The following is a 21,975-nucleotide window of genomic DNA, read 5'->3' on the forward strand; positions in this document are numbered from 1 at the left end:
TTTATTGAAATCTAAGAGGTAGAATCTTCGGATTCTGCCTGTATTGCACTGGATGCTGACCAACCCCCAGAGTATTCTTGCTGAAAACAGCATATTTGATGGTTAATATTGAAAACTCCGTAAAGAATTGCGGCAATTAAAATGAAAATTGAACGGAAATTTGTATATAATGGCTCACGGAAATTACCAGCGAGACTGTTATGTTGACCATCGTTCAAGAAGCCCTAACCTTTGATGATGTCTTATTACTCCCTGCCTATTCTACTGTTCTCCCAAAAGATGTCTCTCTTAAGACACGTTTCACACGTGGCATCAATTTGAATATTCCACTTGTTTCTGCTGCAATGGATACTGTGACTGAATCACGTATGGCGATTGCAATGGCGCAAAACGGTGGTATCGGTATCCTGCATAAAAACATGGATATTGCTGCACAAGCTGCAGAAGTTCGCCGCGTGAAAAAATTTGAAGCAGGTATGGTGAAAGACCCAATTACCGTTACACCAGAAACGACTGTACGTGAGCTGATTGCTTTAACTCAAGCAAATAACATCAGCGGTGTACCAGTGGTGAAAGACGGTCAAGTGGTGGGTATTGTTACTGGTCGTGACACTCGTTTTGAAACCAATCTTGAGCAACCTGTTAGTAACATCATGACAGGTCATGATCGTTTGGTGACTGTTCGTGAAAACGAATCAAAAGAAAATATCCAAGCATTACTTCAAAAACACCGTATTGAAAAAGTCCTTGTTGTAAATGACAACAACGAACTGAAAGGTTTAATCACGGTTACTGATTTCCGTAAAGCTGAAAACTATCCAAACAGCTGCAAAGATGACTTAGGTCGTTTACGCGTTGGTGCTGCAGTTGGTACAGGTGCAGAAACACCAAGTCGTGTAGAAGCATTGGTAGAAGCGGGTGTTGATGCGATTGTTGTTGATACTGCACATGGTCACTCTGCAGGTGTAATTGAACGTGTACGTTGGGTTAAAGCCAACTATCCACAAGTTCAAGTGATTGGCGGTAACATCGCGACTGGTGATGCAGCACTTGCATTATTAGATGCTGGCGCAGATGCAGTGAAAGTGGGTATTGGCCCAGGTTCAATCTGTACTACACGTATCGTTGCTGGTATTGGTATGCCGCAAATCTCTGCGATTGACAGCGTTGCCAATGCACTGAAAGACCAAATTCCATTGATCGCAGACGGTGGTATCCGTTTCTCTGGTGATATGGCAAAAGCGATTGGTGCAGGTGCGAGTACCATCATGGTAGGTTCATTGATGGCGGGTACTGAAGAAGCACCAGGCGAAGTTGAATTCTTCCAAGGTCGTTACTACAAAGCGTATCGTGGTATGGGTTCATTGGGTGCGATGGCAGGTGCAACAGGTTCTGCTGACCGTTATTTCCAAGACTCAAAAGCCGGTGCTGAAAAACTTGTACCAGAAGGTATTGAAGGTCGCGTACCGTACAAAGGCCCAATGGGTAACATCGTTCATCAAATGATGGGTGGTTTACGTTCATCTATGGGTTATACCGGTTCTGCAGTGATCGATGACTTACGTAAAAATGCACAGTTTGTCAAAATTACTGCGGCAGGTATGTCTGAATCTCACGTACATGACGTGACTATTACTAAAGAAGCACCAAACTACCGTGTTGGTTGATATTTAGTAGCTTTTAGCCGAAAAGGCCGTCATTAATATGACGGCCTTTTTGTTTTTGGTGTAAAGTATTTGCAGTAAAAAGTGATGATTAAGATCACCATTAAGAAGTGAGTACAACATGAGTTATTTTGGTACAGATGGCATTCGTGGCAAATTCGGTGAATTGCCTATTACCCCTGAATTTGCATTAAAACTAGGATTTGCCGCAGGTAAAGTATTAAAACAATACAGTAAAAAAGCAAAGCCCATCGTTGTACTAGGTAAAGATACCCGATTATCGGGCTATATTTTAGAGTCAGCATTACAAGCCGGTTTAAACGCAGCAGGTGTTTATGTTCATTTGCTGGGTCCATTACCTACACCCGCAATTGCCCATTTAACCCGTGCATTACATGCCAGCTTAGGCATCGTGATCTCGGCGTCGCATAACCCTTATTTTGATAATGGCATTAAGTTCTTCTCGAGCGAAGGTAAAAAATTGCCGGATGAAATTCAAGAAGCCATAAACAAAGAACTTGAAAATGACTTGGTGATCGAAGACCCTGCAAACTTAGGTAAAAGTGTGCGTGTAAAAGATGCCAATGGTCGTTATATCGAGTTTTGTAAATCAACCTTCCCGTACCATTTTGACCTGACAGGCTTAAAAATTGTAGTGGACTGTGCTAATGGTGCAGCCTATAGCGTTGGCCCTTCGGTGTATCGTGAACTCGGTGCAAAAGTGATTGCGCTGTTTAATGAACCGGATGGTTTGAACATCAATAAAGACTGTGGTTCGACGCATCCTGAATTTTTACAAAAAGCAGTGGTTGAACATCAGGCGGATTTAGGGATCGCTTTTGATGGTGATGCTGACCGCGTGATTATGGTCGATAAAAACGGTCAGCAAATTACTGGTGACCATATTCTTTATATTTTAGCCACTCAAGCGAGTCAAAAACCTGCGGGTATCGTGGGTACGGTTATGAGCAATATGGCGCTTGAAATTGCGCTAGATAAAGCCCAAGTGCCATTACTGCGTGCCAAAGTCGGTGATCGTTATGTATTGCAAGGTTTGGAAGAAAAAGGTTGGGTAACAGGTGGTGAGCCATCAGGTCATATTCTGACTTTGGACAAGAGCACCACAGGTGATGCGATCATTGCTTCACTTCAGGTGTTAACGGTGATGGTTGAGCAAGGTAAAGCTTTGCATGAATTGGTGGAAGGGTTTGAGTTATTACCAAATGTCTTGGTGAATGTTCGCTTGGCTGCGATGTTTGATCCCTACGCCGTACCTGCACTGGTGAGCGAGTTTGAAAAAGCTGAAGCTCAGCTTAAAGGGCGTGGTCGCATCTTGATTCGTAAATCAGGCACAGAGCCGGTCATTCGTGTCATGGTTGAAGGTAATGACCTTGAAGAAGTCACCGCATTGGCAAATCATTTGGCCGATGCTGTTCGTGCCAATGCAGCTTAAATCAAGAGGGGAAATTGCATGAATGATGTGATTAAGGACTTAAGTGAACTGCGTTTAACTTATCAAAAAGGTGAGTTGCATGAAGATCAGGTGAACCGTGATCCACATGAGCAGTTTTTATTATGGTTTAACCATGCCTTAGCAGCACAACTGCATGAACCCTATGCTATGTCTTTGGCTACGGCAAATGCCCAAGGTCGTCCGCACGTGCGGACGGTCTTGTTGCGCGGTGCGACCCATGCAGGTTATGACTTCTACACCAACTATGACAGTCAAAAAGGCAATGATCTGCTCGATAATCCTTATGCAGAATTATTGTTTTATTGGCAAGAGCAGGAACGTCAAATTCGGGTCAGTGGTCGTGTGGAAAAGATATCTCTCGAAGAATCGACAGATTATTACCATAAGCGACCGCGTGATAGCCAAATTGCAGCGCACATTAGTACTCCACAAAGTGGTGTTATCGCTAGTCGTGAAGAATTACAACAGCGTTTCCAAAATTTGCATGATCAAGTGGAAAGCAAAGACGTTTTGGAGAAACCTGAGTTTTGGGGCGGCTATCGTTTAGTTCCGGATTATTATGAATTTTGGCAAGGCCGTCCGAATCGTTTACATGACCGCTTGAGTTATAAACTACAGGATGGTCAATGGGTTTTACAGCGACTGATGCCATAAATGTCTAAACTTTTAATTCAACAAAGACCCTATTTGACGCGCCCTGAAGATATTCAGGGCGTTGCGCCGTTTATTGCGGACTTATTGGCACGTCGCGGGGTTTCTTCCGCACAAGAACTGGAATTGAAGCTTAAGCACTTACATGCGCCAAACTTAAAGGGTTTAGAGCAAGCGATTGAAATAATCGATCAAGCAATTGATACTCAAAAGAAAATCGTCATTGTTGGTGATTATGATGCCGATGGTGCAACCAGTACTGCATTGATGGTCTTGGCACTGCGTGATATGGGTGCGGATGTTGAATATCTGGTTCCAGATCGGTTCAAATATGGTTATGGCCTGACACCCGCCATTGCCGATTTGGCCTTCGTGAGTTTTACCCCAGATGTGCTGATTACAGTCGATAATGGTATTTCGAGCCATGCTGGTGTAGCACAGGCACAGGCGCATGGTATGCAGGTGATCATTACCGACCATCACCTGACCACTAAGGAAACACCACAAGCAGAAGCGGTGGTAAATCCCAATCAGTTGGGATGTGAATTTCCAAGTAAAGCCTTGGCTGGCGTAGGTGTTGCATTTTATGTGTTGGCCAATTTGGCCAGTATGCGTAAAAAAAATGCTAAATCCACAGCCAACCTCAGCCAATATTTGGATTTGGTGGCTTTAGGCACTTATGCCGATGTTGCAAGTCTAGATCTGAATAATCGGATCTTGATCGATGCTGGTTTGAAGCGGATTCAGCAAGGACTATGTCGTCCAGGGATCAGTGCATTATTGGATATCGCTGGTCGTGATCCCGCACAGTTAAAAGCACAAGACTTGGGCTTTGTGGTCGGCCCACGACTCAATGCAGCTGGGCGTATGGAGACTATGGATATTGGGATTGAGTGTCTGATTGCGGCAGATTTAAGTACGGCTTATCCGATTGCGCAGCAGTTGAATCAACTCAATATTGAAAGACGCCAAGTCGAAGGGCAGATTAAACAGGAAGCTCTGGCTGAGTTAGAACATATTCAGCTTGATCAGGATAACTTACCTGCAGCCTTGATCATGTTTGAACAGCATTGGCATCAAGGGGTGATTGGGATTGTTGCAGGGCGTTTGAAAGAACAATTTCATAGACCTGCAATCGTCTTTGCCGCAGATGAGGATGGCGTACATATTAAAGGCTCTGCGCGTTCTATCGAAGGTATTCATATTCGAGACAGTATTGAGCGTATTGCTGAATTACATCCGCATTTGGTGAGTCATTTTGGCGGGCATGCAGCCGCAGCAGGACTAACCATTCAAAAGCAGCATTTTTCTGAATTTAAAACCGCTTTTGAAGCACTCATCGCTGCGCAAGATGAAAGTTTATTTCAGGCCACTATTTGGACAGATGGCGAATTGCCCGATTCGGCCATTAATGTCGAAACCGTCGATCTTCTGCAAAATTTAAGTCCATGGGGACAAAAATTCCCTGCACCGGTCTATGAAGGCCTATTTAAAATTTTAGATTATCGTTGGTTGAAAGATGTGCATCTGAAATTAAAACTTGCTTTAGATAATGGTTTAATGGTGGACGCAATTGCATTTAATGCGGCAGAAAAATATGAATTTAATCCTATGCAAGATAAAATCCGCTTGGTCTACGAACTCGATAAAAATGAATTTAGAGGAAATGTCAGTGTTCAATTGAGAGTTCTACACTTGGCTTAATAAATTCCATTTTTACAGGCAAATAAAAAACCGCTCAGAAGAGCGGTTTTTTTTATGGTTTTGACTTCAATGGATTAGAAGCGGTATTTCGCTGCTACACCAAATGAATTGTAGTCATTGTTGCCAACTTCACCGAAACCAACACGACCTTCAAGGCTCACTTGTTGGTTGAAGAATTTACGTGCATTGATCCCTACTTCGTTACGATCAGTGACATCGTTGTTGTAGTAGTCAGCACCAACACTGAATGTTTTGTCGATGAAGTAATCCGCTGCTAGATTGAATTCATCTAGATCACCGAATGCTGCACCCGCTTCAAGGTTGATGTCTTTACCATTGCTTAAAGTTGTTACGTATTTAGCACGTAAAGTTGGATCTACACCGTCGTCATCGTCATTGTCCCAACCTTTTAGACCGGCAGCAACTAAGAAACCAGGTGCAGGAAGGTAACCCACTTCAGCTGCATAATAAGTTGTATCGTTGTCTACTGTGCCGAATGGAGTGTCAACTTCGACATTATTACGGCTTACATCACCAGATACATAGAAATCTGAGTTTGGTACGAAATATTCGATACCAACGCCATAAGTATTGTCGTCAACATCGCCACGGTCAGCGAAAGTTGCATGTGCATTTACGTTACTTGCACGGTTTAAGAATGCAGCTTCTGCAAGAGGAGCGTTACGCGTTTGAACAGGGTTGAAGTAATAAGTACCGTTTACACCAAATTCACTGCCAGAGCTTCCATTATCTGGGTCGATGTAACCAGCTGAAGCGCCTACTTCTGCTTGATAAGCATGAGCTGTACCTGTAATAGCAAGTGCAGAAAGAAGTGCTGAAGCAATTGCGAGTTTTTTCATGGAAACTACCCCTCTAAATTGTTTGGCTAAATTTAATACATTTTTTGTTACAAGTTTTAGTCTAGAGAATTTTTAAAGATGGTCAATCGCTGCAAAGTTGCAGAACTGTGTATTCGGTAATTTTATGTAATTTAAATAATTTAATATATTGAAAAATATGAATTTATTTATAATGTTTTGTTTTATTAAAACTGTGTAGATATTATGAATTTGTAGATTATTTGGTCAATAACTGGACTTTTTTTAAAGTAAATATTACATCGAAAAGAAAAAAGCACCTCAAATTTGAGGTGCTTTTTTATGCAAATTGCTAAATCAAACGAAATTAGAAACGGAAAGTTGCATTGATGTTGAACGCTTGAACGTCATCGCCAAAACCAACTTGACCACCGATTGCTAGGTTCGGGTTAAGGAAGTATTTTGAACGAATAGCGAAGTAATCCGTGTCTTCATCACCATCATCTTCGATGTTGTAAGATGCACCAATGCTAAAAGCTTGGTCGAAGTAGTAGTCTGCACCAATCGTAACAGAATCAATGTCACCAAAAGCACCATCTGCTTCAAGGTTGATGTATTGACCATTGTTCAACGGCGCAACATATTTTGCTTTTACAGCAAAACGGTTGTCTTCGTCTTCATCGTTGTCGCCTTGATAGCCATCAATACCTGCAGCAAGTAATAGGTTTGATACAGGAAGATAACCCACTAATGCACGGTAAGTAGTCACATCGTAGTCTTCATCATAAAGAGTTTGACCAAATTCAGTTTCTTTTTGATTGTATTGACCAAGACCAATTTCACCATTGATATAGAATTGATCGACAAAATATTCAATACCTGCGGTTAAGTGGTGAGTATCAGATTCAAGTTTTGAACCAAAAACTTCATTACTTTCCCAAGTGTTATATGAATAACCAAGATAGGCATTGCTGTTATGACCTAGAAATGCAGCTTCATTTAATGGACCATTACCAGTTTGTACTGAGTCAAAATACAAAGTACCTTTTAGGTTGAATGTATTATCAGTATCAGTAAAATCATCATCCCAATCTGTATAAGTAAAACCGCCATCAATTTGGCCGTCATAAGCAAAACTTGAAGATGCGATTACAGCTAAGCCTAGTGCAAGTAATGTCTTTTTCATAAAACCCTCGAAACATTATTGTTGTAAAAAAAATGTAATAAATAGTAATGCGAGCGTATTGTTCATATTATGTGCATTGAAGTCAATGATTTGGATGATCAATCTGGCTGAAACTGTGCAAATTCTCTGTGATATAATAGGCGGCTATTTAAGCCAAATTTTTTGATTGAGAGTAATTCACGTGGAAATTAATCCGTATCTATTACAGCTAAAAGACTTAAACGACCGTGGTCAAACATTACGGGGGTATCTTTGACTACGATCTGAAAAAAGAGCGTTTAGAAGAGGTTCTACGTGAGCTGGAAGACCCAGCAATTTGGAATGATCAAAGCCGTGCGCAAGCAATGGCAAAAGAAAAAGGTGAACTCGAAAACGTCATTAACGTGCTCGAAGGGCTTTCAACTCAACTAGAAGATGCCCAAGCGATGCTGGATCTTGCGGTTGAAGCAGAGGAAGAAAGCTTACTTGCGGATGTGCAAGCAGAGTTAACTTCAGCGGAAGCAGAACTTGCGAAATTAGAATTCCGTCGTATGTTCAGTAATCCGATGGACCCGAACCCATGCTATGTCGAAATTCAAGCAGGTTCTGGCGGTACTGAAGCACAGGATTGGGCATCGATGTTATTACGTATGTATCTACGTTGGATTGAACGTCATGGCTTTAAAGCAGAAGTGATGGAAGAGTCTGATGGTGATGTGGCAGGGATCAAGTCTGCAACGATCCGTGTAGAAGGTGAGTATGCATATGGTTGGTTACGTACAGAATCTGGCGTACATCGTTTAGTCCGTAAGTCACCTTTTGACTCGGGTAACCGTCGACATACTTCATTTTCAGCGGTTTTTGTATCGCCTGAAATTGATGACAATATTGAAATTGAAATCAATCCAGCTGATGTTCGTACTGATACCTATCGTGCATCTGGTGCGGGTGGTCAGCACATTAACAAAACAGACTCTGCGGTACGTTTAACTCACGCTCCAACAGGGATTGTGGTGGCATGTCAGAACCAACGTTCACAGCACGCCAACCGTGACCATGCATGGAAACAGTTACGTGCAAAATTGTACGAACTTGAAATGCAAAAACGTAATGATGCGGCACAAGCGTTGGAAGACACCAAGTCCGATATCGGTTGGGGCAGCCAAATTCGTTCATACGTTTTAGATGACTCGCGTATTAAAGACTTACGTACCAGTGTGGAAAGTTCAAACACCGGCGCAGTACTTGATGGCGATTTAGATAAGTTTATTGAAGCCAGCCTTAAACAAGGTTTGTAATTTAAATTTATATAGAAAACAAAGTTCTATCTGTTTTTGATCAATATATCTAAAAAAATCGATATAAAAATCGAAAAAATACGATATAGTGTATTCAAGATGCTGAATAGAACTTTGTTGTCCAAATTTTTATTTAATTAAACCCGTTTAAATTATGGATATTGATTTAATTTTTAAAGCACTTGCCAATCCGACTCGACGTCAAATCTTGGAATGGTTGAAAACACCTGAACAATTTTTGTCAGAAGAACAATGTGGCGGCTTTAATCGTGGTGTATGCGCTGGCAATATCGAAAAACTCGGTAATGTTTCGCAGTCTACGATGTCTAATCATTTGTCTGTGTTACAACAGGCGGGCTTAATTCAAGCCGAGAAATATGGTCAATGGTCGTATTTTTCACGCAATGAAGAACTCATTCAGCAATATATTGATTATCTGCAGAACTCACTTTAAATCATTTTTCGCATTTGAAGTGTCAGGCGAGACATATATGGCTGAACTTAATACTCCTCTCATTTTGGGTGATTTACACCTCAAAAATCGCGTTGTAATGGCGCCACTAACCCGTAGTCGTGCAACCATTGACCGTGTTCCAACGCCGATGATGGCTGAATATTATGCACAGCGTGCAAGTGCTGGATTAATCATTTCAGAAGCAACAGTCATTTCAGAAGCAGCTAATGGCTATTTGCAGACGCCGGGTTTATTTACCGATGCTCAAGTTCAGGGCTGGAAATTGGTGACCCAAGCCGTACATGAACAGCAAGGTTTAATTGTGGCACAATTGTGGCATGTCGGACGTGTCTCACATCCCGACCTTTTGAATGGTGATACACCAGTTTCTGCCAGTGCGGTACAACAGGCGGGTTATGTCAGTCTGCTTCGCCCAAAACGCGAATATGTCGTGCCACGTCCATTAGAGATTGCAGAAATCAAAAGCATTGTAGAACAATACAAACAGTCTGCGATCAAAGCCAAAGAAGCGGGATTTGATGGTGTGGAATTGCATGCGGCCAATGGTTATTTGATCGATCAATTCCTACAAAGCAAAACCAATTTACGTGAAGATGAGTATGGTGGTTCTGTAGAAAACCGCGCACGTTTATTGCTTGAAGTGGTGGATGCGCTGATTGAAGTGTGGGGGGCAGGTCGTGTAGGTGTGCATCTTGCGCCGCGTGGTGATGAACACGACATGGGCGATCATGATCCACGTGAAACCTTTGGCTATGCTTTAGAGCAGTTGGGGCAGAGGAAGATTGCATTTTTCTTTACCCGTGAATATCTGGCGGATGACAGTATCAGTGATTATCTGAAACAGCGCTCAAATGGTGTGCCATATATTGCCAATATGCGTTTAAGCCGTGAAGATGCTGTAGATTTATTGGCCTCAGGTAAAGCCGATGCGGTGTCTTTTGGTAAAGCTTATATTGCCAATCCAGATTTGTTTGAACGTTTGCTAGCGAATGCTGCACTGAATGAATTGCAGTTGGAAAATATGATTGGAACAGATGTAGCCGAAGGCTATATTGATTATCCAAGCATGAAAAATAAATTTGGTTCAGGTCGTTCAACCTATTAATCGACACTTGAATACGCATTATCCATTAACATGTGGATAATGCTCTGATATATTCTGCCGATTCAAACCGTTTTTGAGCGTAATAATTTGACTACTCCTTTTTGGTATAACGCAGCTTTGGCGCTGATTAAGCCGCTATATCAATGGCGCATCAAAAAACGTGCTGAAGATTTCCAACTATATCAGCAAGAGTGTCTTGAGCGCTTTGGGCCATTTCAGCCGGTTAAAAACCGCGATGCAATTTGGTTTCATGTGGTTTCCGTAGGAGAAACCAACGCTGCACAGCCGCTGATTGAACATTATCTCAAAGCAAGCCATCCAGTCTTAGTCACCAATACCACCAAAACCGGACAAGCGCGTGCGAAACAATTATTTTTAAAAGCACCTTATGAATCACTGTTTCAGGCCGTGTATTTGCCGGCAGATCAAAAAAAATTAGTCCGTCGTTTTATCGAAAAATATCAACCGAAAATGTTGGCACTGGTCGAAACTGAACTCTGGCCAAATTTGATGATTGAAGCCGATCAGGCCAACGTTCCGTGTTTATTAATTAATGCCAGATTATCTGAAAAATCGGCGAAAGGTTATGGCAAAGTCCCGAGTTTGACGCAGCCGATGCTAAAGAGTTTGAAACAATTATTGGCGCAAGATCAGGCAACTTTAGCGCGATTTATTGAGTTGGGTGCAAACCCCCATACCAGTCAGGTCGTGGGAAGTATCAAGTTTGATATTCATGCACCCGATAGCTTTGTGCAACAAGCAGCGCAGTTGCGTGAAGATTGGGGTTTGCAAGAGCGCAAAATCATTACCATTGCCAGTACGCATGCGCCAGAAGAACAAAAACTACTCGCAGCGCTGCAGCCGATTTTGCAACAACAGCCTGAGCTGTTATGTATCGTCGTACCACGGCATCCTGAACGCTTTGATGACGTTTTTGTAGAAGCGCAGAAACTGAATTTACGCACACAGCGCCGCAGTTTAAAGCAAACGATTCAGCCTGAAACACAAGTATATTTGGCGGATAGTATGGGCGAATTATGGCTTTGGCTGGCACTGAGTCAGGCGTGTTTTGTCGGTGGTTCTTTAAATGAACCGGGCGGTGGACATAATATTTTGGAGCCTATCGCGCTGCATGTCCCGACAGTATTAGGTCAGCATTATTTTAATTTTCAAACCATTGTGGATGAATTTGTAGCGGCTCATGCGGTTGTGGTTGTGCAGGATTTTGAGCAGGCGGCCAGTGCATTGGTTGAGATCATTCAAAATACTGCGAAAGCGCAGGCTTTAAATGATGCAGCGCAGCTGATTATGCAAAAGAATACCGGGTCGCTGCAAAAGCATATTCAGGTGATTGATCAATACCTTTGATTTTTCAACCATGATTTAAATTGGTTGTTGTTTTAAATAGATGAATGAATAGGCTCGATGGAGTCTTACATCTAAGGTTTGAAGAAAGGGCTTAGCCTTCGGCTGGAGGTACTCTTACGAAACGTTGTTTCTCATTCGGCAAAATGGAATGCGAAGCTTCGCAAGGAAGCCATCTTGCGGTGCAGTGCAGCTCACCGACAAAACGCGTCGAATTTTTATGTCTAACAAATAATCGCTGAAACTTGAGTGATTCTATTGAGTGTTGCCTTGAACCGTTGTGGATGACGTTTTCGTGTATCCAATTGAGCTGGGTAAGAGAATTTTTTATGAACATCGTCCTGCTTGACCCACGTCAAACTGAATCTGAGCTGTGGAGTATCAGTGCCAAACGCCAAATTGAGCATTTAAAAACCCATGTCGATGTACAAGTGGGCGATACACTCAAAGTCGGGATTCGGGAAGGAAAGCGTTATTTAACCCAAATCATCAGTATCAGTGATGAGCGCATTCAACTTAAACCCTTACAAGAAGAAGAAGTACCTGCAAAGCATCCGGTGACTTTAATTGTGGCAATGCCTCGTCCGAAAGTGTTGCGCCGTCTGATCATGGATGCCGTCACCTTAGGTGTAGAAAAAATCATTTTGCTGCACAGTTATCGCGTGGATAAAAGCTATTGGCAGACACCATTTTTACAGCAGCTCGATCACTATGTGACGTTGGGTTTGGAGCAGGCAGGTGACACCATTGCGCCCAAAATTGAACTGTATAAACGCTTTAAACCCTTTGTGGAGGATGTTTTACCGAGCGTGATTTCATCGGACTATCCCGCTTATGTTGCGCATCCTTATGTTGAAGATGTGATGCCCGCAGGGATTCAACATGGATGTACGATCATTATTGGACCTGAAGGTGGATTTATCCGTTATGAGGTGGATTTACTCATAAAAAACGGCTGCCAAGCAGTCAGCTTAGGCAACCGAATTATCCGTACAGAAACTGTGATTCCGTACGTTTTAGGGCGATTATTTAGCTGTTGAAGCTTCTGCCTCAGCTTGATCACCACGGTAAACTTTCACTTCCTGTACAGGGTACGGAATTGAAATACCATTTTGATTGAATGCTTGGATAACGTGTTCTTGCACTTCACTGATCGAGTTCGCAGTGGTGGTTTCAGTGGTATCAACCCACCAACGGACATTCAGATTGACCGAGAAATCAGCCAAAGCATTCACGTTTACGGTAAACGCAGGTTGGCTCAAAATGGTTGGGTCTTTGTCCAAAATAGCCAAAACAATATTTTTAGCTTTTTGAATGTCATCTTCATAACCAATACCCACCACAAATTCACAACGACGACGTTGATAAGCGGTATTCACCGTTACCGCACTGGTGTAAACCGTCGCGTTTGGAATCACGATACGACGACCATCTGGAGAGCGTAGAAAGGTTGCACGGATCTGAATATCTTCAACCGTACCTTCCATTCCTGACACAATAATATCATCACCGATTTTGAAAGGTTCACCGAGGAGAATCAAAATACCCGACAGTAAGTTCTGGAAAATATCTTTAAACGCGAAACCGATTGCAACCGAACCAATCCCCAAGGCACTCATGAGTTGACCCGGTGTGAACCCAGGAATCGCAATGACCATCGCAATCAGGAAACCGAAGAACATAATGGCTGAGCTACCCACACGGTTCAGGACCAAAACTAGATTTTGTTTTGAGTAAGAACGGTCAGTGAGCGCTTTACGAACAAAGAATCTAAAGAGTTTAGACAGTAGATAGAAGATCGTAAAAACAATTAATGCGATACAAATATAAGGCAGGCGTTCCCAAAATCCATCGACAAATTTATCGATCGTTGAGTATGCGTCATTATATTTAGAGGTATGTTCCAGCACGGTTTGTGCAGTTTTTTCAGTTGCCTCTTGCAAAAGTTGAGTCGTGCCTTGAGTGACATCACTCAAGGCATTTTCTTTTTCAGCCACGAGTTTTCCAAATGTTCAGATTTTTCGCTATTTTGCCTGAAATTAGTGGCGAAAATAACCCTCATTTACAGGCTTGCGAACGGATGTATCAAAATTCAGACAGGCTCAAATTCGGTTAGTGGCTTAGAAATATTCAGTACCTTGTTGAATGATTTCTGTAGGCGATTCAATTTCTCCGCTACCCATCATATAAGACGTGATGCTACCTGTAGCCACGAGCGACAAGACACTGATTAAAATCATCAACCATGCCAGAATTTTTTCCCAAACTGCAGCAGGGCGTGGCGCGCCGTATTGATTTACGGTCGGTGTGCCTGAGGCCAATAATAAATACAGGATAAAGAATAGATTGATCACGGGGATAAATAAGAGCAGTAGCAACCAACCGGCTTTATTGAGGTCATGCAGCCGACGCACGACAAAGACACAATAAAAATAGATATAGAGAATAATAATCGCCAAATAGGCGAGGCCAGATACCCCAGTGAATATGCCAACAAATTGCTCATTTAACGTCATGGTATTGATGTTGAAAATACCCACGGCAAGGCTTAAAGCGATCAAGGCAAAAAAGCTGATGATATTGAGAAAGCCATACCAACCAATCATGCTCAGTCGACCAAAACGTCCATCTGGTTTCAGGGGATTATCCGATGTAGTGGTCGTCTGACGGGAAAAGAAAGAAGAGTCATTGGTATTCATGCTTGGGTCAACTCAACGTGTATGGAAGAATAAAAAAGTGGAATGCTGAGTAAAATTACCTTTGCATTATAGGTTCAAATGAACTGATCAGATACTGAATTGAAACATGTTTTTGTTGAAATTTTGCTTATAGATGTGCTTTAAATGGGAAAGAATAATACGACCAAAGCATGATTGCTGCGATTAAAAATTAATCGTCATACTGCTGTGATGCAGAAATTATAAAAGTAGAAATGTGGCATGGCATCTCGTGATGAGATGAATCAGATCAAGGAAAATACAATATGAAAGAGATCTATCCAGTACCTGAAAGTTTTAAAAAAACCGCGCGCATCAATGAGTCGGAGTACTTTGAGCGTTATCAAAAATCGATTGAACAACCAGATGAGTTTTGGGCGGAGCAAGCGCAAAAGATCGATTGGATCAAACCGTTTACCCAAGTTAAAAATACAAATTTTAAGCAAGATGATTTCAAGATTGAGTGGTTTGCTGACGGTGAACTGAATGTCAGTGCCAACTGTCTCGATCGACATTTAAAAGAACATCCACATAAACCAGCCATTATTTGGGAAGGAGATCATCCTTCACGGCATAAAATCATTTCTTTTGAAGAACTGCATGATGAAACTTGCCGTTTTGCTAATGTGCTGAAAAAACATGGCGTGGGCAAAGGCGACCGTGTGGTGCTGTATATGCCAATGGTGCCAGAAGCGGCAATTGCGATGTTGGCCTGTACCCGAATTGGAGCAGTACACTGCGTGGTTTTTGGCGGGTTCTCACCAGACTCATTGGCAAGTCGTATCGATGACAGTCAGGCGAAAGTCGTGATTACTGCGGATTGTGGGATGCGTGGTGGCAAGCCCATTCCACTCAAAGAAAATGTCGATCTTGCACTCGACATTGAAGGCACATCTTCGGTTCAAAATGTCATTGTGGTGCACCGTACAGGTAACCCGATCGAAATGAAAGCGGATCGTGATTTGTGGTATCACATGGAAATCATGTCGGTTAATGATATTTGTCCACCTGAACCCATGAATGCCGAAGACCCGCTGTTTATTTTATATACATCAGGTTCAACTGGAAAACCGAAAGGTGTATTGCATACCACGGGAGGCTATTTAACCTATGTGAATTGTACTTTCCGTGAAGTTTTTGACTTAAAACAAGATGATGTGTTTTGGTGTACCGCAGATGTCGGATGGATCACTGGGCATTCATATGTATTGTATGGTCCCTTGTCGAATGGTACCACGACCGTGATGTTTGAAGGGGTGCCGCAATATCCAAGTTGGGCACGTACGGGACATATTGTCGATAAGCACAATGTCACCATTTTATATACGGCACCGACTGCAATTCGCGCCATGATGCGAGAAGGCGATGCCTTTGTCCGAGAAAGTGACCGCAGTAGTTTGCGTTTACTGGGTTCGGTGGGTGAACCCATTAACCCAGAGGCATGGAATTGGTACTACACCGTGGTAGGTGAAAGCCGCTGTCCAGTGGTGGATACATGGTGGCAAACAGAAACGGGTGGTTTCATGATTACGCCATTGCCGGGGGCAACTGATTTAAAACCGGGTTCGGCGACGCGTCCATTTTTTGGTGTACAACCTGCGATAGTTGATGCTGAAGGCAATGAGCTTGAAGGCGCCGTAGAAGGTAACTTGGTGATTAAGGATTCTTGGCCGGGACAAATGCGAACCATTTGGGGTGATCCTGAGCGCTTTATTGAAGCTTATTTCTCCACTTATCCGGGGACGTATTTTACAGGTGATGGCGCACGTCGTGATGAGTCTGGCTACTATTGGATTACGGGCCGTGTGGATGACGTCTTAAACGTTTCAGGGCATCGATTAGGAACGGCTGAAATTGAAAGTGCGCTGGTTGCACATGATGCTGTGGCAGAGTCTGCGGTGGTGGGTATGCCGCATGATATTAAGGGACAGGGGATTTGCGCCTTTGTGACCTTACAAGCCGGGACAGCCGAGACGGATGAGTTGCGTCAGGAACTGGTGGCTTGGGTACGAAAAGTCCTTGGACCAGTGGCAACGCCAGATGCACTGCATTGGGCGCCAGCCTTACCTAAAACGCGGTCTGGTAAAATCATGCGCCGAATTTTAAGAAAAATTGCGGCCAATGAGCTGGACTCTTTAGGCGACACTTCGACCTTGGCAGAACCTCAAGTGGTTGAACATTTGATTGTGACGGTTTATCCGAAGTCATAAGAGCAATTTGAGCATGAGTGATAGCGTTCTGATGAAAGTTCACTATCGCTCATACGACGGGTTATTAAGGCAATATTGAACGTCCTTTCCCTTAGGAAAGTTGATTAGGAAGAAGGGATGTTCATGATGCTTTTAATCCACCGTACATACGCCGTATAAAAAGACCAAGCCATAAGTCGCCTGAATTTAGGTGACTTAGATTTCATGAGATATAGATTTTACAGATATAGACTGCAGGCATTGAGATAAGCTGAATGCCTGCGCTTTGTTAAGCTAAAACGGTAACAGAATAATCAGATAGACATATGAACGCTTCAACTCCATTGACTCAAGATCCAATCGATATTGCCCAAAAACTGGCGGCAGAATTTGCCACCACGGCTGCTCAGCGTGATAAGCAGGGGGGAAATCCCAAAGCTGAACGTGATTTGATTCGTCAAAGTGGTTTGCTTGCACTGTCCATTGGACAGCAATATGGTGGACAGGGTGCAGATTGGCAGACGATTTTTAAAACCATTCAAACCATTGCCCAAGTGGATAGCTCATTGGCGCATGTTTATGGTTTCCATCATTTATTGATTGCAACCGTACAGTTGTTCGCGCAGCCAGAGCAATATGGCCCATGGTTTGAACAGACTGCACGTGAGCATTTATTTTGGGGCAACACCTTAAACCCTTTGGACCGTCGTACGACAGTGACGCAACTGTCTGAACATGAATATGTGTTTCATGGCGATAAAAGTTTTTGTTCGGGTTCCATGGATTCTGACATTTTGCTGTGTTCTGGGTTCAATGATGACGGAAAATTATTGATCGGGGTGATTCCTACAGCACGTGAAGGCGTCAGTTTTCTCGGCGATTGGGACAATATGGGACAACGTCAAACCGACAGTGGAAGCAGTCATTTTGAACAGGTAAAAATTTCCAAAGATGAATTACTACTGAACCCGGGGCCTTTGAGTACGCCGTATTCCAGCTTGCGTCCATTGATTGCACAGTTGATCTTTGTGCATTTGTTTTTAGGGGTGGCAGAAGGGGCTTTTGAAACAGCAAAACAGACGGTTCAAAACCAAAAGGCGTGGTCAAAATCATTGGCTGAAAATGCAGTGAATGACCCATTTATTCAAAAGCATTTTGCTGAGTTTTATGTGCAATTAGAAAGTGTACGTTTATTGGCAGATAAAGCGGTTCAGCGTTTGCAAGGGGCTTGGGAGATTGGTGAAGCTTTGACGGCGGAACAACGTGGAGAAGTCTCTATTGCGATTGCAACAGCCAAAATTGCGGCCACCAATAGTTCGCTGTACATTACGCAAAATATTTTCCAAGTGATGGGCGCACGTGCCACGACGGCCAAACTGAATTTAGACCGCTTCTGGCGCAATGTGCGTACCCAGACCCTGCACGATCCGATTGATTATAAATATCAGGAAGTTGGTGAATGGGTGCTCACAGCCAAAGTGCCAGATCCAAGTTTTTATTCTTAAACGTATATTGCAAATGAGCCAATAAAAAGCCTCCGAAAGGGAGGCTTTTTGCAATGTGCTGTCAGTCGATTTTAACGCTGATGAATATTTTCTAAGGTATCGACTAAGGTTCGCGTTGTTTGATCAATTTCATAATTCACGGCATCACCGACTTGGACATCTTTCCATGTAGTGAGGCGCAGTGTTTCAGGAATGAGATCGATTGAAATTTCACTATTGGCACGATCAACACGGTTCACAGTCAAACTGCAACCATTGAGTCCAATAAAACCTTTGAGAAAGAAATATTTAATATTGCCTGCCGGAATGTGAATATCGAGATGAAAGGTTTTCCCACGATGTTCTAAGTTTTTGATCGTGGCTGTGCCTTCGATATGTCCATATAGATTGTGACCACCATTTTCTGCGCCAACTTTGGCTGAGCGTTCGACATTGACCTCATCACCGGCCTTGAGAGCTTTTAGCGTGGTGAGTTGATTGGTCAAATCTGAGACATCAAAATGCACTTGGTTGGCTGCCAAATCAATATGTGTGGCCGTTAAACACACGCCATTAATCGCTACACTTGCTCCGATAAAGACATCATGAAAAAAATTCTGATGATTTGAAATCACCAAGGTTGTGAAGCCATTGCCTTGACGAATGTCTAAGACTTTTTCTAAACCTTGCACGATGCCTGTATACATGTGAGCGTCTCTAAAATGATTTGCGTTTTCTATATTGTAGGGACAAAACGAACGCTCGGCTATGCTTTACAGTGATCATTTCAGTACGGCGTTTTGATCTGTCGCAGTTCGATCTTGGCAATATCTACAATGCTCGGAATGTTTCAATTGCAGTTAAGCGAGACTGCTTTATATCGACGATCGGTTGAGGGTAATTCAATTCCAGTTGAGGATTTTTGGCAAAGGGTTGGTGAATTTGCTTTGCATCCAAATCTGCCAGTTCAGGTAGCCATTGACGTAAATAATCCCCGTTCGGATCAAATTTCTGAGATTGGCTGATCGGGTTAAAAATCCGAAAATAAGGTACAGCATCTGTACCCGTCGAGGCGCACCATTGCCAACCGCCATTATTGGCTGCTAAGTCACCATCGACAAGGTGCTGCATAAACCATTGCTCCCCCAACCGCCAATCGATCAGTAGATTTTTGCTGAGGAACATGGCACAAATCATCCGCACCCGATTATGCATCCAACCCGTAGCCAATAGTTGACGCATCCCTGCATCGACGATCGGAATGCCCGTCTGGCCGTATTGCCACGCAGCAAAGTCTTGTGGTGCATGGCGCCATTTTATTTTTAAGGTTTTGGTTTGAAACGGCTGGTGCTGAGAAACTTGCGGGTAGTCAAATAAAATGTGCTGGTAAAATTCACGCCAAAGCAGCTCATCGAGCCAAGTTTGTTGTCCTCTGTGGTCGATCTGGAAATAGCCGCCTTGTTCACGAAAAAGGGCTTGCAGACATTGGCGAATAGACAAGATGCCCAAGTTTAAATACATGCCAATTCGACTGGTTCCATTGAGCGCAGGAAAGTCCCGATCATCAGCATAACGATGCAGATGTTGTTCTATAAATTCATCTAAGCACTGCTGTGCATGATTTTCCCCAATCGGCCAAAGCTCGATTTGAGCAGCTAACAGCGATGTGGGATAAAAAGGAGTTAAATCAAATTGATTTTGCCACAGCGGATGCGGTTCGAGAGCCGCTTGGGCTTCAATAGCGGGATAACAAGTAGGCAGACTGATGCTTAATTTTTCGTAGCAATTTTTCTTAAATGCACCGAAAACTTGATAAGGATGTCCAGATTGATTGCGAATACTGCCAACAGGAAACAGGGTGCGGTCATGGTACAGCTCAACAGAGATGTGCTGCTGTTCTAATAACTGTTGTACTTGGCGATCTCGTTGGAGTTCATTCACACCGTGTTCAATATGTGCATGCACAGTGTGTACATTGAGCTGAGTGCATATGCTTAAAAGCTCAGTGGCGATGTCTGACCAATGGGGAATATGCTGAATAATCAGTGGAATATTTAGTTCAGCCAATTGCTGTCGCAAAAGTTCCAGCTGGGCAAGATAGCGATGGATTTTAATGGGGGCATCGTCATGCCTTGCCCATTGTTCAGGAGAAAGCGCAATAAAGGCAATCGTTGGACCAGACTGTGTCGCCTGCCACAGTGCGCTATGGTCATGTCGTCTTAAATCTTGTCGAAACCAAACCAGTTGCATGTTTATTGCCTCGTTTTTGTTGGAAATATCACCAGAATTACGGGGGTATCTATTGGTAATGAAATTATCTAAAAAATCGATTTCTATAAAAAACCATATAATATCTATCGTTTAACTTAACCGATTGCGCACAATTCTGTCAGCTTAAGCGTACAAGCAACGAAGTTTTTGACGCTAGGCGCACTTTTAAATTTTACCTAAGATGAACTCATACAGGAACAGGACGTTCCGGAACATAAAACAATAACAAAGTGTTCACCATCAGGACTGTGAAGCAAGACAGGAGTCATGCTTAAGTATCTATATAGAAAAAGCCCGACAGGATGTCGGGCTTTTTCTTTGTCTACAGTGTCCGCTCATTTTATAGAATCAGAGCATGTCTTTAAATGGGACTCGAGATAAAAAATCCCCTAAGCCGAGCCTTAGGGGAGGAAAGTGAAGTGAGCCGGTTGTGATTATTATGCTGATTACATGAGCTGTGACTGCATCAACAATTATGCTGATTTAGCCTGCACAACTTGCTGCTGTTGAGCTTCCAGTTCACGAACCAGTGGCAACACTTTTTCGCCAAAGTATTCCACTTCTTCAATGAAGTGGAGAAAACCTGAGAGAACCAAATCGACACCTACACTTTTGAGTTCCACAATGCGTTCGGCAATTTGTTGTGGCGTGCCAATCAGATTGGTTTTAAAGCCGTCGTTATATTGAACCAAATCTTCAAAAGTAGATTTTGCCCAGTTACCTTCGCCTTCTTTTGTGGATGCACCTGCTTCACGAGTTGCATCGCCAAAGGCATTGACCGCTTCAGTATTGGCATTGTCGATAATCGCTTGAAGCACCGCTTGGGCTTCTTCCTCAGTATCTCGGGCAATGATGAAGGCATTCACCCCGATTTTGACCTGATGGTTATTGGCTTTGGCTTTTTCACGAATATCGTCGATCTGCTTTTTCAACTCAGCAGGGGTATTGCCGTTGGTGAAGTACCAATCGGAAACACGGGATGCCATGTCACGTGCTGCACGTGAACTGCCACCTTGAAAGATCTCGATATGCGGTTTTTGCACCGGTTTTGGAGATAGGGTGTAGTCTTTAAATTGATAGTATTTACCATCAAAACTAAAGTTATCCTGCGTCCAAACGCCTTTTAGGCTACGAATGAACTCTTCAGAACGCGCATAGCGTTGATCATGCTCTGGCCATTCTTCACCAATCGCATCAAACTCTCCACGGAACCAACCACTCACGACATTAATCGCAATACGGCCATTGGTGAGATGATCGATGGTCGCCAATTGTTTCGCAGCCAGAGCTGGTTTCCAAGGGCCGGGTAAAATCGCTGCAATGACTTTGAGCTTTTCGGTTTTGGCCAAAATACCATGGCTGAAACTCACCGACTCATGTTGATTTTCGGCGTTATAGCCTGCGGTAAAACGAATTTGAGTCAGCGCATAATCAAAGCCACTTTTTTCTGCAGCTTGTGCCAAACGCACGTTATAGTCATAGCTCCAATCGGTACGCTGTTCAATATTACTGACCACCAAACCACCACTGACGTTTGGTACCCAATACGCAAATGTAATGTTTTTTTCTTGTACTGACATTTTGCAAACCCTCGG

Annotated in this window: 18 protein-coding genes; 11 read left to right on the forward strand and 7 right to left on the reverse strand. The window is 43.1% G+C overall.

Going from position 1 to position 21,975, the window contains the following annotated elements:
* The first annotated feature begins 200 nt into the window (after window positions 1-200).
* The 4 genes from guaB (at window position 201) to recJ (ending at window position 5,493) form a co-directional block, all read left to right on the forward strand.
* Complete coding sequence (gene guaB / locus FTU64_RS04985; RefSeq protein WP_078190562.1) at window positions 201-1,667, forward strand: IMP dehydrogenase; 1,467 nt, start codon at window positions 201-203, stop codon at window positions 1,665-1,667.
* A 118-nt stretch (window positions 1,668-1,785) separates the two neighbouring features.
* Window positions 1,786-3,117: a phosphoglucosamine mutase gene (gene glmM, locus FTU64_RS04990; RefSeq protein WP_180054189.1), complete on the forward strand. Its 1,332-nt coding sequence runs from the start codon at window positions 1,786-1,788 to the stop codon at window positions 3,115-3,117.
* Between the two features lie 18 nt (window positions 3,118-3,135).
* Entirely contained in the window at window positions 3,136-3,792 is a 657-nt protein-coding gene (pdxH, locus tag FTU64_RS04995; RefSeq protein WP_180041705.1) for a pyridoxamine 5'-phosphate oxidase, read from the forward strand.
* Entirely contained in the window at window positions 3,793-5,493 is a 1,701-nt protein-coding gene (gene recJ / locus FTU64_RS05000; RefSeq protein ID WP_180054190.1) for a single-stranded-DNA-specific exonuclease RecJ, read from the forward strand.
* Between the two features lie 74 nt (window positions 5,494-5,567).
* Here recJ and FTU64_RS05005 read toward each other — a convergent pair whose 3' ends face one another.
* Window positions 5,568-6,353, reverse strand: coding sequence for a putative porin (locus tag FTU64_RS05005; protein WP_111884472.1), 786 nt, complete (start codon window positions 6,351-6,353; stop codon window positions 5,568-5,570).
* 325 nt (window positions 6,354-6,678) lie between these two features.
* Complete coding sequence (locus FTU64_RS05010; protein ID WP_180008781.1) at window positions 6,679-7,497, reverse strand: putative porin; 819 nt, start codon at window positions 7,495-7,497, stop codon at window positions 6,679-6,681.
* A gap of 181 nt (window positions 7,498-7,678) precedes the next feature.
* Between FTU64_RS05010 and prfB the strand changes: the two genes are divergently transcribed.
* The 5 genes from prfB to FTU64_RS05035 all read left to right on the forward strand — a co-directional run bounded on the left by prfB (window position 7,679) and on the right by FTU64_RS05035 (window position 12,759).
* A protein-coding gene (gene prfB / locus FTU64_RS05015) for a peptide chain release factor 2 (protein ID WP_111884474.1) occupies window positions 7,679-8,774 on the forward strand; the annotation gives its coding sequence in 2 pieces (ribosomal slippage) (window positions 7,679-7,750 and window positions 7,752-8,774; 1,095 coding nt in all).
* A gap of 154 nt (window positions 8,775-8,928) precedes the next feature.
* Entirely contained in the window at window positions 8,929-9,228 is a 300-nt protein-coding gene (locus FTU64_RS05020; protein ID WP_078190555.1) for a helix-turn-helix transcriptional regulator, read from the forward strand.
* Window positions 9,229-9,265: 37 nt separating this feature from the next.
* The gene (locus FTU64_RS05025) at window positions 9,266-10,354 is read left to right on the forward strand and encodes an alkene reductase (RefSeq protein ID WP_111884475.1); all 1,089 of its coding nucleotides are present in this window, start codon (window positions 9,266-9,268) and stop codon (window positions 10,352-10,354) included.
* Window positions 10,355-10,441: 87 nt separating this feature from the next.
* Window positions 10,442-11,722, forward strand: a complete 1,281-nt coding sequence (locus FTU64_RS05030; RefSeq protein ID WP_180059328.1) for a 3-deoxy-D-manno-octulosonic acid transferase — start codon at window positions 10,442-10,444, stop codon at window positions 11,720-11,722.
* Between the two features lie 326 nt (window positions 11,723-12,048).
* Window positions 12,049-12,759, forward strand: a complete 711-nt coding sequence (locus tag FTU64_RS05035) for a 16S rRNA (uracil(1498)-N(3))-methyltransferase (protein WP_180059329.1) — start codon at window positions 12,049-12,051, stop codon at window positions 12,757-12,759.
* On the opposite strand, the gene FTU64_RS05040 is transcribed toward FTU64_RS05035, so the two are convergent.
* Together FTU64_RS05040 and FTU64_RS05045 are read right to left on the reverse strand one after the other, a co-directional pair.
* On the reverse strand, window positions 12,745-13,716 hold the full coding sequence (locus FTU64_RS05040) for a mechanosensitive ion channel family protein (RefSeq protein ID WP_078190551.1): 972 nt from the start codon (window positions 13,714-13,716) through the stop codon (window positions 12,745-12,747). The genes FTU64_RS05035 and FTU64_RS05040 overlap by 15 nt on opposite strands.
* Before the next feature lie 123 nt (window positions 13,717-13,839).
* Window positions 13,840-14,418 (reverse strand): DUF805 domain-containing protein, encoded by a 579-nt coding sequence (locus FTU64_RS05045; protein ID WP_180011586.1) that lies wholly within the window; start codon window positions 14,416-14,418, stop codon window positions 13,840-13,842.
* 284 nt (window positions 14,419-14,702) lie between these two features.
* Between FTU64_RS05045 and acs the strand changes: the two genes are divergently transcribed.
* Both acs and FTU64_RS05055 read left to right on the forward strand, forming a co-directional pair.
* Window positions 14,703-16,646 (forward strand): acetate--CoA ligase, encoded by a 1,944-nt coding sequence (gene acs, locus FTU64_RS05050; RefSeq protein ID WP_180011584.1) that lies wholly within the window; start codon window positions 14,703-14,705, stop codon window positions 16,644-16,646.
* Between the two features lie 305 nt (window positions 16,647-16,951).
* Window positions 16,952-18,130, forward strand: a complete 1,179-nt coding sequence (locus tag FTU64_RS05055; protein WP_168379415.1) for an acyl-CoA dehydrogenase family protein — start codon at window positions 16,952-16,954, stop codon at window positions 18,128-18,130.
* 71 nt (window positions 18,131-18,201) lie between these two features.
* Here FTU64_RS05055 and FTU64_RS05060 read toward each other — a convergent pair whose 3' ends face one another.
* From FTU64_RS05060 to sfnG, 3 genes are all read right to left on the reverse strand, one after another.
* Window positions 18,202-18,816, reverse strand: a complete 615-nt coding sequence (locus FTU64_RS05060) for a riboflavin synthase subunit alpha (protein WP_180059330.1) — start codon at window positions 18,814-18,816, stop codon at window positions 18,202-18,204.
* Window positions 18,817-18,940: 124 nt separating this feature from the next.
* Window positions 18,941-20,359, reverse strand: a complete 1,419-nt coding sequence (locus tag FTU64_RS05065; RefSeq protein ID WP_180059331.1) for a deoxyribodipyrimidine photo-lyase — start codon at window positions 20,357-20,359, stop codon at window positions 18,941-18,943.
* Window positions 20,360-20,853: 494 nt separating this feature from the next.
* Window positions 20,854-21,960 (reverse strand): dimethylsulfone monooxygenase SfnG, encoded by a 1,107-nt coding sequence (gene sfnG / locus FTU64_RS05070; RefSeq protein ID WP_078190545.1) that lies wholly within the window; start codon window positions 21,958-21,960, stop codon window positions 20,854-20,856.
* Between the last annotated feature and the right edge of the window lie 15 nt (window positions 21,961-21,975).

The sequence above is a fragment of the Acinetobacter sp. YH12128 genome, from assembly GCF_013418655.1.
In the GTDB taxonomy this organism is placed as follows: Bacteria; Pseudomonadota; Gammaproteobacteria; order Pseudomonadales; family Moraxellaceae; genus Acinetobacter; species Acinetobacter amyesii.

Coding starts and splice junctions, on each gene's coding strand:
- acs (WP_180011584.1), top strand. CDS start 14,703: ATGAAAGAGATCTATCCAGTACCTGAAAGTTTTAAAAAAACCGCGCGC.
- pdxH (WP_180041705.1), top strand. CDS start 3,136: ATGAATGATGTGATTAAGGACTTAAGTGAACTGCGTTTAACTTATCAA.
- recJ (WP_180054190.1), top strand. CDS start 3,793: ATGTCTAAACTTTTAATTCAACAAAGACCCTATTTGACGCGCCCTGAA.
- FTU64_RS05060 (WP_180059330.1), bottom strand. CDS start 18,816: ATGTATACAGGCATCGTGCAAGGTTTAGAAAAAGTCTTAGACATTCGT.
- sfnG (WP_078190545.1), bottom strand. CDS start 21,960: ATGTCAGTACAAGAAAAAAACATTACATTTGCGTATTGGGTACCAAAC.
- FTU64_RS05035 (WP_180059329.1), top strand. CDS start 12,049: ATGAACATCGTCCTGCTTGACCCACGTCAAACTGAATCTGAGCTGTGG.
- guaB (WP_078190562.1), top strand. CDS start 201: ATGTTGACCATCGTTCAAGAAGCCCTAACCTTTGATGATGTCTTATTA.
- glmM (WP_180054189.1), top strand. CDS start 1,786: ATGAGTTATTTTGGTACAGATGGCATTCGTGGCAAATTCGGTGAATTG.
- FTU64_RS05005 (WP_111884472.1), bottom strand. CDS start 6,353: ATGAAAAAACTCGCAATTGCTTCAGCACTTCTTTCTGCACTTGCTATT.
- FTU64_RS05065 (WP_180059331.1), bottom strand. CDS start 20,359: ATGCAACTGGTTTGGTTTCGACAAGATTTAAGACGACATGACCATAGC.
- FTU64_RS05010 (WP_180008781.1), bottom strand. CDS start 7,497: ATGAAAAAGACATTACTTGCACTAGGCTTAGCTGTAATCGCATCTTCA.
- FTU64_RS05025 (WP_111884475.1), top strand. CDS start 9,266: ATGGCTGAACTTAATACTCCTCTCATTTTGGGTGATTTACACCTCAAA.
- FTU64_RS05045 (WP_180011586.1), bottom strand. CDS start 14,418: ATGAATACCAATGACTCTTCTTTCTTTTCCCGTCAGACGACCACTACA.
- FTU64_RS05020 (WP_078190555.1), top strand. CDS start 8,929: ATGGATATTGATTTAATTTTTAAAGCACTTGCCAATCCGACTCGACGT.
- FTU64_RS05055 (WP_168379415.1), top strand. CDS start 16,952: ATGAACGCTTCAACTCCATTGACTCAAGATCCAATCGATATTGCCCAA.